Source organism: Rathayibacter sp. AY1C5, assembly GCF_002931705.1.
Classification (GTDB): domain Bacteria; phylum Actinomycetota; class Actinomycetes; order Actinomycetales; family Microbacteriaceae; genus Rathayibacter.
In genome coordinates, this window is record NZ_PSWD01000002.1 from 79,354 (window position 1) to 92,852 (window position 13,499).

Below are 13,499 nucleotides of genomic sequence, written 5' to 3' on the forward strand. Positions count from 1 at the left end.
GCGCATGGCTGTGCCCAGCATTATGCATTGGAGTAATCGAAGCGCCGTGCCTAGCGTGGAGGCATGACCACTTCAGAGACCACCGCACCGGAGCGTCGGATCTCCACCTCCGTCCTCGTCATCGGCACCGGCGGATCGGGCCTGCGCGCCGCGATCGAGCTCGCCGAGGCGGGCGTGGACGTCCTCGCGCTCGGCAAGCGCTCGAAGTCGGACGCGCACACCTCCCTCGCCGCCGGCGGCATCAACGCCGCCCTCGCCACGATGGACCCCGACGACAGCTGGCAGCAGCACGCGGCCGACACCATCACCGAGTCCTACCAGCTCGCCAACCCGCACACGGTCGAGATCGTCACCTCCAACGCCGCCCGCGGCATCCAGGACCTCGAGCGCTACGGCATGCCGTTCGCCCGCGAGGACGACGGCCGCATCTCGCAGCGCTTCTTCGGCGCGCACACCTACCGCCGGACCGCCTTCGCGGGCGACTACACCGGCCTCGAGATCCAGCGCACGCTCGTCAACCGGGCCGCCCAGCTCGAGATCCCGATCCTGGACACCGTGTACGTCACCCGCATCCTCGTCAACGAGGACGGAGCAGTGTTCGGCGCCTACGGCTTCGACCTCGTCGACGGCACCCGCTACCTGATCCATGCGGATGCGGTGATCCTCGCCGCGGGCGGCCACAACCGCATCTGGCGCCGCACCTCCTCCCGCCGCGACGAGAACACGGGCGACTCGTTCCGCCTGGCCGTCGAGGCCGGCGGGCGGCTGCGCGACCCGGAGCTGGTCCAGTTCCACCCGTCGGGCATCATCGAGCCCGAGAACGCGGCGGGCACGCTGATCTCCGAAGCGGCCCGCGGCGAGGGCGGCATCCTCCGCAACGGCCTCGGCGAGCGCTTCATGGGCAAGTACGACGCCGAGCGCCTCGAGCTCTCGACCCGCGACCGCGTCGCCCTCGCCTGCTACACCGAGATCAAGGAGGGTCGCGGCACGCCGAACGGCGGGGTCTGGCTCGACGTCTCGCACCTGCCGCGCGAGACGATCATGACCCGGCTGCCGCGGGTGTACCAGACGATGCTCGAGCTGCAGATGCTCGACATCACGAAGGACCCGATCGAGATCGCGCCCACGGCGCACTACTCGATGGGCGGGGTCTGGGTGCGCTCGGACGACCACAGGACCGACGTCCCCGGGCTCTACGCGATCGGAGAGGCCTCCAGTGGACTGCACGGCGCCAACCGCCTCGGCGGCAACTCGCTGATCGAGCTGCTGGTGTTCGGCCGCATCGTCGGGCAGGCGGCGGCGGAGTACTCCGCCTCACTGACCGCCCAGACGCGCTCGGCCGCGTCCGTCCAGGTCGCCCGCGACGAGATCGCCGGCCTGCTCGCGGCCGACGGCACCGAGAACGTCCGCGCCCTGCAGCGCGCGATCCGCAACACGATGACCGAGCACGCCGGAGTCGTCCGCGACGAGGAGGGCCTGCTCGCCGGGCTCGCCGAGCTGGACGCGATCGAGGCGCGCATCGCCGACATCGGCGTGCACCCGGACATCGCCGGCTTCCAGGACCTCGCCCACGCCTTCGACCTCAAGTCGGCCGCGATGGCCGCGCGGGCCACCCTCGAGGCCGCCCTCGAGCGCCGGGAGAGCCGCGGCTGCCACAACCGCAGCGACTACCCGGACATCGACCCGGCCCTCCAGGTGAACCTCGTCTGGTCGCCCTCCACGGGGATCACCCGCGAGGAGATCCCCGCGGTGCCGGAGGAGATCCAGGCGCTGATCAGCGGCGAGGTCGCCACCGCGGGCAAGCTGCTCGAGTAGCAGGAACCGCGAGGGCACGACGCCGGCTCCCTTCCGAGGGGCCGGCGTCGTGCTGTGCGCGGCGCTCGCCGCCCCGCCCGGATCCGCACCGCCGGTTCGTCGGCGCTTCGGATGCCTCCGGTGAGGCCGCGGCGCCGACGGAGCACACGTCCAGGAGGAGCGGAAGATGCCGCGAGGGCGGCGGCGCCCGCGTCCGCGCGGGAGGCGGCAGCGCATCCCCGCCGGACGCCCGGCCCCTCTCGACTCGCCGACGGCGCGGTCCTACAGTGGCTGCGACGACCCTCGACTCCCGCCGCGGGACCGACGGCGCCGTCGCGAGCGGAGGGAAGCCGTGTCCTCGACCGCCCCCGTGCCCGGACCCGCCGTCGACGCCTCGACGAGGCTCCGCGACTTCCACCAGATCCTCCTCAACACCGCCGTCGCGAACGTGACGACGAGCTTCCTCTGGTTCGCGCTCACGTTCTGGGTTTACCTCGAGACGCGCTCCGTCCTGGCGACCGGGATCATCGGCGGCGCCTACATGCTGCTCGTCGCGGTCTTCGCGATGGCCTTCGGCACGATCGTGGACCGGCACCGCAAGTTCCGCGTCATGGTGTTCGCCGGCGCGGTCACGCTGGTGTCCTTCGGCGTCGCGGGCGGTCTCTTCCTCGCGCTGCCCGAGGCGGCGCTCCTGGACTTCCGCGCCCCCTGGTTCTGGGTGTTCTCGGGCACGATCCTCTTCGGCGCCGTCATCGAGAACATGCGCAACATCGCCCTGTCCACGACGGTGACCCTGCTGGTCCCGGTGGAGGGGCACGCCCGCGCGAACGGCCTCGTCGGCACGGTCCAGGGCCTCGCCTTCGTGGTGACGAGCGTCTTCAGCGGGCTCGCCATCGGCCTGCTCGGCATGGGGTGGACGCTGGTGATCGCGATCGGCCTCTCCGCCGCCGCGCTCCTGCACCTCCTCTTCCTGCGCATCCCGGAGGACCGGCCCGCGCCGACGGGGGAGAGGGCGCCGCTGATCGATCTCCGCGGCAGCATCACCGCGGTGCGGGCGGCGACCGGGCTGTTCGCGCTCATCGTCTTCTCGACGTTCAACAACCTGATCGGCGGCGTCTACATGGCGCTGATGGACCCGTACGGCCTCGAGCTGTTCCCGGTCGAGCTGTGGGGCGTGGTGCTCGGAGTGACGGCGACCGGCTTCGTCATCGGCGGTCTGCTCGTCGCGAGGTTCGGTCTCGGGAGGAACCCGATCCGGACGATGCTGCTGCTCGTGATGGCGATGGGCCTGATCGGCGCGGTCTTCACCCTCCGCGACTGGTGGTGGCTCTACGCCGGCGGCATCTGGATCTACATGACCCTGATCCCGGCGGTCGAGGCCGCCGAGCAGACGGTGATCCAGAAGGTCGTCCCCTTCGAGACCCAGGGGCGCGTCTTCGGCTTCGCGGCGGCGTTCGAGTCGGCCGCCGCTCCGATCACGTCGTTCCTCATCGCCCCGATCGCCGAGTTCGCGCTCATCCCGTACATGGAGTCGCCGGCCGGGCGCTCGGCGTTCGGCGGGCTGCTCGGCGACGGCATCGGCCGGGGGATCGCGCTGGTGTTCCTGGTCGGCGGAGTCGTCATGATCATCGCGGCCGGCGCGGCGATGCTCACCCGCTCCTACCGCGTCATGTCGGCGCAGTACCTGCGGGAGGCCGCGGCGAGCGGGGAGGCGGAGCCCGTCGGCACGGAGGCGCCGGAGACGCACCGGACCGCGCCGAGCACCGTCGAGCAGAACCGCTAGCGCCCGCAGACGCCGCCCGTCATGCGCCTCCGGGGGGTCCGGCGGACCGGACGGCGCGGACACGAGGGGGACGTGCCGGACGCCCCCTCCCCAGGGTGCGGCGTCCGGCACGTCGGCTGCGACCACCCGGTCGAGGGGCCCTCCTCGACTCCCGAGCGCTCCGCTGCCCCGCGCCTCCGGAGGGAGACATCGGGGCATGCGGCGCCGGCGGGGGGGGAGGGCTCTGGTTCCCCGCCCCGCCGGCGCCGGCCGCCCGCGAGGGGCGGCGAGGATGCTCGTTCGGGCGTGCCTCGAGTGACGGCTACATGCCGTCACTGAGCATGGACTGCACCAGCTTCACGTGGCGCTCGAGGTTCAGCTGGCTGAACTCGCTGTTGTAGTTGAGGCCGTAGTTCAAGATGTGACCCGGGGTGCACTGGATTGTCGCGTCCGGTCCGTCCCAGGTGCGCAGCAGTGCCAGGGCCGAGTCCCAGCTGCTGTTCTCGCAGTTCGTGTTGAAGGTGGTCGACGTGCCCAAGCCCACGGTGTGCGAGATCTCGTGCATGGCGGTGCCCTCCACCATGTAGACGCGCTCCTTGCCGAAGCGGATCTGGCCGTAGATGTTCGCATCGGCCGTCGGGGTTCCGGGGCTGTACGAGACGGTCAGGGAGCGGGAGATGTTGCTGAGGCGGTTGTAGCGCGCCACGGCGCGGTCCATCGCGTCGGTGATGCGGGCGTAGGCGTCGGCCTCGTCCGCGGTCGGGCTCGCGACGCGGTTCAGCGTCCAGGTGATCTTCTGCACGGTCGGATCGGTCAGTGCCCAGCGCTGGGCCTTGGAGCCGGTGCAGGTCCACTGCTGAATGGGGGAGCCGTCGATCTGGCGGAAGTCCTTGTTGTCGAGGCAGAGGTCGCTGTGCCGATTGGCGATCTCGGCGTAGCCTCCGCCGACGGAGGTGATCCGCCACTGCTGGGCGGTGCTGCCGTTGCAGCTCCACTGCCGCACCTCCGAGCCCGGAGTGGTGCCGAAGTCGAAGTTGTCGAGGCAGAGGTTGCTGAAGGTGTTCTTGATCTCGGCGTAGCCGGTGCCGAGGTCGGTGACCTGCCAGCGCTGGTTGCTCCCCTCGGTGCAGCTCCACTGCCGCACCTCGGCTCCGGGCTGAGTGCCGAAGTCGAAGTCGTCGAGACACATGCTGCTGTGCTGGTTGCGGATCTCCTGCGCCGATCCGAGGCCGACCGGGGCGGTGGCTGCAGAGGCGGGCGAGCTGATGCCGAAGGTCGTGATGCCGACGACGGCCGCGATCAGGGCGCCGATCAGGCGCTTGGAGGGGTGGGACTTCGTTGTCCGGGACATGGGTGCCTTTCACAGACATCCGGCGTCCCCGAAGGGACGCGGATGAGGGTCGCAGGAAGGAGCCGTGTCCGAAGGGATCGGAGCACGGCAGAGGATGCGCCGGAGCGACCGGGATGGTGATCCGGTCGTCCCGCCGCGGGACGCGTCAGCGCCGACGCTCCGAGTGGGATGGGAAGCTGATCACGACCTGCATGTTGACGTGGACAACCATCGACCGGTCGCGGAGCCGGTGTCAAGTGCCGGTCTCGAGCGGATCCGGTCCGAGCCCCGCCGGGCGAGGGTGATCCGTCCACGCGGATCCCCGTGCTCGCAGGGAGAGAGCGCTCACACCCGCCGTCGCTGCGGCATCGCCCGGGAATCCGCCATTGTTACCGTTAACAAAAGTCGGTACGGTGTCACCTGAAGTGGGCAAGCGCGTCCTCGCGCCTCGCGTCCCACTCCGACCGGTTCGAAGGCGAACCTGAGAGGAACGTCGATGATGACGACAGCACCACCCTCCCGCCGCACCCTCCCGCCGCAGGCCCACGCCCGGCCCCGATGACTGTCGGCCCGGCCGACACCTTCCACGCGGTGACCGCGGTCGGCGCCCGCAGCGCGCGACGTCTCGTCCTCGCACCCACGTCGACCTCCGCCTCCCGATCACGGGTCGCCAGGCCCGCGTCCCGGGCCGCCTTCCGGCGATTCCCTCCCCGCCAGACGGACGCCGGACTCACCACTCCGCCGGCCGATCGCGCGGGCTCCGTCCTCCCCCTCCGACCCCTCACCTGAAGGACCCCCCATGTCACGAACCCCCCGGCAGGAGCGCACCCGGCGCTCACGCCTCCCCCGAGCGGGCGCCGCGCTGACGCTCGCCATCGCCTGCCTCGGCGGCGTACTCGGACCGATCGGCGCCGCCGGCGCCGCAGAGACCGTCCCCGCTCCCGCGCTGCAGTACTCGTTCGACGGCATCGGCGCGACGCTCGCCAATGGAGCCGTCGTCGCCGACTCCGCTCCGGGCAACCACCCCGGCACCCTGATCAACTCCGGCGCGACCAGCGTCGCGGGTCCCTCCGGCGCCTCCACCGACCGCGCTCTCTCGCTCCCGGGCGGATCGAGCACGTCGGCCGCGCCGCACGTCCGGATCGCCCCGGGCCTGATCCCCGCCGGCACGCAGGACGTCACGATGTCCGCCTGGCTGCGCTGGAGCGGTGCTCCGGACTGCACCTGGCCCTTCACGCTCGGCTCCAGCGTCGACTCCCACGTCCTCTCCACCACGAAGTGCGGACCGGCCGGCTTCGGCGCGATCAAGAGCGGCTCCGAGGTGCGGGCCGCAGGCAACACTCCGGTCGCCGCGAACCGCTGGGTGCACATGGCGGTCGTCGTCAAGGGCGGCCAGTCGGTCTCGACCTACTTCGACGGAGCTCTCGTCGGCCAGGGCAGCACGACCTTCACCGCCGCGTCCGCGATCGGCACGTCCACGTTCTCCGGCTTCCTCGGCAAATCGTTCTACGGCGCGGACGCCTACTGGGCCGGTGCCATCGACGACATGCAGGTCTGGACCTCCGCGCTCACCGCCGGCCAGGTGCAGCAGAGCGCCGCATCCGTGCACTCGGTTCTCGCGAACCAGGACGCCGCCGTCTCGCTCGGCGACACCTCGAACGTGACCTCGAACCTCGCCCTCCCCACGACCGGCGCCAACGGCTCCACGATCACCTGGACGTCGAGCGCCCCCGGCGTCGTCAGCACCAGCGGCGTCGTCACCCGGCCCGCCGCGGGCAGCCCGGACGCCACCGTCACGCTGACCCCGACCGCCGTCCACGGCGGCATCACCGTCGTCGGCCGTGCCACCACCGTGTTCGTCCCGGCGTACGCCGCCGGTGACAGCGCCGAGGCCGAGCTCGCCCGGGCCGTCGCCGACGGCATCAGCAACGATCCCGCTCTCGCCGGACCGGTGCGCGGCAGCCTGAACCTGCCCTCGACCGGAGCCGACGTCGCCGCCACCGCCGCGCGCGCGAACAGCTCCAGCGCCGTGGTCAGCTGGACCTCGTCGAACGAGGCCGTCATCACCTCCGCCGACAAGGGCACCGCGCCGAACGTCGTCGCGAAGGGCTCGCTCACGCGCCCGTCCGCCGACACCAACGTCACCCTCACCGCGACGGTCACGGTGCCCGGCACCACGCCCCTCGTGCGGACGCTCACGCGCACCGTTCCGGCCGCGGCTCCCGTGGCCGCGAGCGACCTCGACGCGTACCTGTTCGCGTACTTCACCGGCGACAGCATCGAAGGCGAGAAGATCCGCTTCGCGACCTCCGACGGCAACGACTCGCTCACGTGGAAGACCCTGAACGACGCCCAGCCGATCCTCACCTCCACCATGGGCACGAAGGGGCTGCGCGACCCGTTCGTCTTCCGCTCGAAGGAGGGCGACCGCTTCTTCCTGATGGCCACCGACCTCTCCGTCGGCACCACCGGCTTCGGCGGATCGACCAACCGCGGCAGCCGCTACCTCGAGATCTGGGAGTCCACGGACCTCGTCAACTGGGGCCAGCAGCGCCACGTCGAGGTCAACCTGCCCAACGCGGGCATGACCTGGGCACCGGAGGCCACCTACGACCCCACCATCGACGCCTACGTCGTCTACTGGACCTCGGCCCTCTTCACCGACAGCACGCGCAACGTCGAGGACGGCAACGGACCGCAGATCCTCACGTCCACCACCCGCGACTTCCGCGACTTCACCACCCCCGAGGTCTGGTTCAAGGCCGCTGACGTCCCCTCGCTCAACAAGAGCAACGGACTGATCGACGCCACGATGCTCAAGGACGGCGACACCTACTACCGCTTCACGAAGGCGACCCAGACCAGCGGCTGCCCCTCGCCCGACATCATCGGACAGAAGTCGACGAACCTCCGCGCCACCACCGCCTCCGGTGCGTGGAGCCTCATCGACACCTGCATCGGCCGCACCGCCGGAACGCCGGAGGTCGAGGGTCCCGAGATCTTCAAGACCAACGAGGGCGACCGGGCGGGGTACAAGTACTTCCTCTGGACCGACAACTACGGCGGACGCGGCTACATCCCGCTCGGCACGAACTCGCTCGAGGGCGACATCCAGTGGACGATCCCCAGCAGCTTCTCGCTGCCGACGTCGCCCCGCCACGGATCCGTCGTCTCCATCACTGCGAAGGAGCGCGACGGGCTCGCCGCGAAGTGGAACCCGTCGCTCCTGGTGACCTCGATCGACGCCGTGGCGCGGACCGTTCAGGCCGGATCGACCACCGTCGACCTGCCCGCCACGGTGGGCGCGACGTTCAAGGACGGCCACCGTGAGACGGTCGCCGTGACGTGGGCGACCGCCGATCTCAGCTCGCTGAAGAAGGCGGGCGACACCGTGCAGGTGCGCGGACAGCTCGCCAACTCGGCAGCGACGCCGGCCATCGCCACCATCACCGCCACGGCTCCTCCCGGACCGTCGCTGACGGCCTCGGCCGCGAGCCGCTGCGTCGCCGGCAAGGTGACGGTCACCGCGACCGGCACCAACACGAGCGGCTCCACGGTCGAGATGACCGTCGGCTCGCAGTGGGGGAGCAGGACCTTCGCCGGGGTCGCTCCCGGCAAGTCCGTGTCCGCCGCCTTCACCACCCGGGCGACCTCGGTCACCGCGGGCGAGGTGAGCGTCGCCTCGAAGGACGCGAACGGCACCAGGACGGCCACCGCGCCGTACTCGGCGCTCACCTGCCGCTAGGCCGGTGACAGGGGAGGGGCGGCGTCCAGCCGCCCCTCCCCTGACCTCCTCCGTTCCGGGGCCTCCGGCCACCGGAGCAGGGGAGCATGGACCCTGGGTCCGTGCTCCCCGCATCCACCTCTCCCACGGAAGTAGACGAACAATGCGGTTCCGACGCACGACGGCCCTCCTGGTCGCCGCGAGCCTGACAGCGGGAGGGGCTGCGCTCGGCGCGGCACCCGCACAGGCCGCGGTGCCCAGCCCGGTCCTCTCCTACGACTTCTCCTCGTCCGCCGCCGTCGGCTCCGCCGTGGGCGCGGGCACGACCCTGACCGACTCCGCTGCGGGCCGCTCCGCCACCGTGCGCGGGACCGGAGCGACGACCGTCGCCGGTCCGCGCGGCGGCACCGACCGCGCACTCCGCCTCCCCGGCGGCGCCGCAGGCAGCTCCGCCGCCTACGCCGAGATCGCGCCGGGACTGACCACGGCGGCCACCACCGACGTGACCATGTCGGCCTGGCTGCGCTGGGAGGGGAACCAGAACTGCAGCTGGGCGTACGCGCTCGGGCAGTCGACCGAGCGGTACCTCTTCACCACGCCCCAGTGCGGAAGCAGCCTGATCGGTGCCGTGAAGAACGGCTCGGAGCAGCGCGCGGCCGACTCCGGTCCCGCCGCCACCGGCCGCTGGAGCCACGTCGCCGTGGTCCTCCGCAGCGGCGTCAGCGTCTCGACCTACGTCGACGGCCGGCTCGCCCAGACCACCCCGACCTCCGCGACCGGAGCGGCGACTGTCGGCACCTCCGCCTTCTCCGGCCTCCTCGGCAAGTCGTTCTACGGCCCCGACCCTCTCTTCGCCGGGGCGATGGACGACGTGCACGTCTACTCCTCCGCACTGACCCAGGACCAGGTGCGCGAGGACGCGGCTCCGGCCGCTGCCGCGATCGCTGCATCGGACGCCGCCGCGGCGACCATCGCCGTGACCGGACCCGTCACCAGCGACCTCTCCCTCCCGACCCGCGGCGCGGGCGGCTCCGTCCTCACCTGGGCGAGCAGCGACCCCGCGGTGATCGGCACCGACGGCTCCGTGCGCCGCCCGGCACCCGGCTCGGCGAACGCCACCGTGACCCTGACCCCGACCGCGACGTTCGCCGGATCCGCCGCCACCGGCACCGCGCGAACCGTCACCGTCGCCGCCGACACCGAGGCCGACGCCACGGCGCGCCTGCGCACCGCCCTCGTCGTCCCGCCGACCGTCGCCTCCGGAACCGCTCTTCCCACGGTCGCCGGCTACACCGTGTCGTGGAGCGCGGACGGTGCCGGCCTGTCCGGCAGCCGCCTCGTGAACGACTCGGCGACCGACCGGGCACTCGCGCTCACCGCCTCCGTGAAGGTCGGCGCCACCACGCTGACGAAGACCTTCCGCACCACCGTCCTCAGCGCCTCCACGGCGAAGACCGTGGTGTCGTACACCCGGACGCCGACCGGCGAGGACAAGGCGAACCAGGACACGATCGCCCGCGGCCTCCACCTGGCACTCGGCTCGTCCGTCGCCGACGCCGCACCGCTCTCGGGCAACTCGGGAGTCCTCTTCGCCGACGGGGTCTTCCTCGGAACCGACAAGGCCGACAACCGCGGCCTCGCGAACCCCTCGCTGTTCACCTTCGCCGACGGCACCGTCGGCGTGATCGCCACGCGCGTCCTGCAGTCGGGCGCGTCCGACGGCACCGGGGCCTCGAGTGCTCTGATCTTCAAGGCCACGGACGCCACCGCGTCCGACTTCACCGAGCTCGGCCTCATCGACCTCGGCACCACCGGCGGCGTCGTCGCGCCGAAGGCCGTCTTCGACACGGACCAGAACCGCTACCTCGTCTCCTGGACGGACTCCTCCGGGGCGGCGAAGTACACGACCGTCACGGACCTCGCCCGCACCGAGCTCCGCGCGCAGGCGTTCTGGCCGAAGGACGGCGGCCGTCGCAGCGTCGTCGTGACCGACGGGAACCGCGGTGCGGTCCTCGGTGGAAGCCCCGCCACCGTCGCCGCTCCCGACCTCTCCGGAGTCCCGGGCCGCGTCGCCGACGCTCTGCCGGGCGGCGCGCTGACCGTCTCCGGCTCCGTCGCCGACTCGCTCGTGAAGAAGTTCGGCCGCACGGTCAACACCGGATCCTCGGTCGCACCGCAGACGATCGATCAGGGCGACACCTCCGCCCTGTCCGGAGTGAAGGCGCAGCTCTCCTACAACGACGGCTCGACCGGCAGCCTCGGCATCGACTGGAACCAGCAGCAGCTCGCCGACCTCGCCGCGAAGGGCCCGGGAACGTACGACCTCTCCGGGACCGTCCGCCAGCGGCAGTACAACGAGCCGTTCGCCTACAACCGCGCGGATCCGACGATCTACCGCTACGAGCGAAACGGGAAGACGCAGTACCTCTTCACCGCCACGGACGACACGAACAACAACAACGTCGCCTCGCAGCACCTGCCGATCCGGGTCGCCGACAGCATCGACCAGCTCAGCGACGACAACGGCGGACGGGCCCGTGAGGTGGACCTCCTCAACCGCACCACGCGGATGGACCGCACCGCCGAGGGCAAGGTGATCGCGGGCTGCTACTGGGCCCCCGAGATCCACGAGATCGGCGGCAAGCTCTCCATCCTGTTCGCCCCGTGCTTCAACCCGGACAACGACCAGTCGAACCAGAACGGTCAGTGGTTCACGGTGCAGGCGCACATCATGCAGCTGCGCGACGGCGGAGACCCCGCGAACCCCTCCGACTGGAGCGCGCCGCGCGCCGTCGTGAAGAGCGACGGGAGCGCCCTCGGACGCCCCGGCACGGGACGCAACATCAGCCTCGACATGACCTACTTCGAGTCCGGTGGAACTGCGTACTACGCCTGGTCCCAGCGCTACGTCGACAACGGAGTGAGCGACCCGGCGACCTGGATCGCCAAGGTCGATCCCGCGAACCCCACCCGCGTCATCGGCGAGCCGACCCCGATCATCGTGCCCTCGCTGACGTTCGAGGACCACCTGTCCGAGGGAGCGTTCGCGATCCAGCGCGACGGGAGGATCACGCTCGTCTACTCCAGCAGCGGCGTCAGCCCGAAGTACATCGTGGGCGGCGCCTGGGCGAAGGAGGGCAGTGACCTGACCGACATCGCGAGCTGGACCAAGTACGACGCCCCGCTCCTGCAGAGCGTCCCCATGCCCAACGGCGTCCTCGACTACCGCACCTACGAGCAGGGTCCCGGCCACGGAGCCGTCACCCAGGACGAGGACGGCAACGACGTGTACGTCTACCACACCTGGGGCAACGGAGTCGGGGGTGACGGCCGCGACACCCGTCTCGCCCGCATCCACTACGCCGCCGACGGCCGGCCGGTCTTCGACCTGACGCCGACGGAGGAGGTCGCACCCGCGAACCGGACTGTGACCGCCAAGGTCACCGTCACGTCGCCCCTGACCGTGACCGCCACGGCGTCGACCCGCTGCGTCAGCGGGAAGGTCGTCCTGACCACTGTGGTCAAGAACGACAGCCGCTCGATCATGGACATCACGACGGTCACCGCCTTCGGCTCGAAGAGCGTGACCGGAGTCGCTCCGGGATCGTCCGCGTCGAGCGCCGTCACCACCCGAGCGGTCTCGATCCCCGCGGGGTCGGTGGCCGCGACAGGAAAGGCCGTCGTCGACGGGAAGACGGTCAGCACGCAGACGAGCGTCGACTACCCGGCGCGCAGCTGCCGTTGAGAAGGCGGGGGAGCGGGCGCCACGATCGCCCGCTCCTCCGCTGTCCCGCCCCGACCGGCACTGCGCCCGACCTGCAGCGCCGCCACCTCTGGAGGACGACCGACGAGATGCACCACAGAGTGAGAACCAGGACCGTCCCGACCACCGGGCTCGTGCTGACGAAGGTCGTGCAGTCGCACCCCCTCACCGAGGAGAAGGACGACGGAGCGGCCGGGAGCGCAGCTGCCGTCGGAGGACACGACCTCCTGCTGATCAACGGCAACGCCCTCCCTCTCTCCTGAGCCCCCCTGCGCCGTACGGACGGGTCCTCGACCCTGATCGCCCGACGATCCCGCCGCGGCGGCATCACCACCGGCTGCGGACCGGGGCGGCGATCGGGCCGTATCCTGCTGTCCGGACCGATCGCTGATGTGCGAACCTCTCCTGAGCGGACTCCCGGACGCGCGCCGGCGGTGACCGGCCCAGCCCCTTCCTCCCGATGCAGCAGGAGACCGCCGTTCCCCAGGAGACACCCGTGATGCGCCTCGATCGATTCCTCGTGTCCCTGGCACGCTCTGCGCGGTGCACGAACCGCTGCGGAGCCTGCGGGCTCGACTGCAGCATCGACGTCTTCATCCTGATCGCGCTCGCGACCGGAGAGAACCGCGACGAGACCCGCCTGCGAGCAGTCCTCGACCTCCGCTCCGGCGACCGTGTCGAGGTCCTCGAGGTGCGCAAGCGGCTCCTCCGGCTCTCCCGCCGGGGCCTGGTGCTCCTGGAGAGAGGCAGGAGGACCGCACTGCAGCGCATCGAGCGCTTCTCGATCACGCGCGACGGCCGGGCCTTCCTGGCGTCCCACGCGAGAGCGCTGGACCTCCTCGCCGAGGAGATCCACGTCGCGCTGCTGTCCCGCTGACGAGCGGAGTGCCTGTGCGGGCGCACGCGGGACGTCTCCTGGTCGGCCGTCGTCGGACCGGTCGTGTCGGTGACGCTCCACGTGGCGCGACTTCGACATGGACGTCGCCTCCGGCTGCGTCCTGAGCGCTCCGGGGCAGCACGAGGCGTCGCCGACCATCCTGGGCGCCGCGTTCGCGACCGTGCTGCCGTGGCGCGACGCGATGGCGGCGCTCCTCGAGGATGCCGTCCCTGCTGCATCCTCAGCAGT

Annotated in this window: 7 protein-coding genes; 6 read left to right on the forward strand and 1 reads right to left on the reverse strand. The window is 71.3% G+C overall.

What is annotated here, in order from left to right; all coding sequences use genetic code 11:
• Window positions 1-63: 63 nt before the first annotated feature.
• Window positions 64-1,815 carry an L-aspartate oxidase gene (locus tag C5C57_RS02755; RefSeq protein ID WP_104297260.1) on the forward strand — a complete coding sequence of 584 codons (1,752 nt, stop codon included), beginning with the start codon at window positions 64-66 and terminating at the stop codon, window positions 1,813-1,815.
• A 331-nt stretch (window positions 1,816-2,146) separates the two neighbouring features.
• Window positions 2,147-3,577, forward strand: coding sequence for an MFS transporter (locus C5C57_RS02760; RefSeq protein WP_104224388.1), 1,431 nt, complete (start codon window positions 2,147-2,149; stop codon window positions 3,575-3,577).
• Between the two features lie 301 nt (window positions 3,578-3,878).
• Here C5C57_RS02760 and C5C57_RS02765 read toward each other — a convergent pair whose 3' ends face one another.
• The gene (locus tag C5C57_RS02765; protein ID WP_104226029.1) at window positions 3,879-4,907 is read right to left on the reverse strand and encodes an RICIN domain-containing protein; all 1,029 of its coding nucleotides are present in this window, start codon (window positions 4,905-4,907) and stop codon (window positions 3,879-3,881) included.
• A gap of 778 nt (window positions 4,908-5,685) precedes the next feature.
• Between C5C57_RS02765 and C5C57_RS02770 the strand changes: the two genes are divergently transcribed.
• The 4 genes from C5C57_RS02770 to C5C57_RS02780 all read left to right on the forward strand — a co-directional run bounded on the left by C5C57_RS02770 (window position 5,686) and on the right by C5C57_RS02780 (window position 13,250).
• A complete protein-coding gene (locus tag C5C57_RS02770) occupies window positions 5,686-8,631 on the forward strand; it encodes an immunoglobulin-like domain-containing protein (protein WP_104297262.1) in 2,946 nt (981 codons plus the stop codon).
• A gap of 142 nt (window positions 8,632-8,773) precedes the next feature.
• Window positions 8,774-12,355, forward strand: coding sequence for a family 43 glycosylhydrolase (locus C5C57_RS02775; protein WP_104297263.1), 3,582 nt, complete (start codon window positions 8,774-8,776; stop codon window positions 12,353-12,355).
• Between the two features lie 119 nt (window positions 12,356-12,474).
• Window positions 12,475-12,636, forward strand: coding sequence for a hypothetical protein (locus C5C57_RS17930; RefSeq protein ID WP_181027229.1), 162 nt, complete (start codon window positions 12,475-12,477; stop codon window positions 12,634-12,636).
• A gap of 233 nt (window positions 12,637-12,869) precedes the next feature.
• Window positions 12,870-13,250: a hypothetical protein gene (locus C5C57_RS02780; RefSeq protein ID WP_104249689.1), complete on the forward strand. Its 381-nt coding sequence runs from the start codon at window positions 12,870-12,872 to the stop codon at window positions 13,248-13,250.
• The last annotated feature ends 249 nt before the right edge of the window (window positions 13,251-13,499 follow it).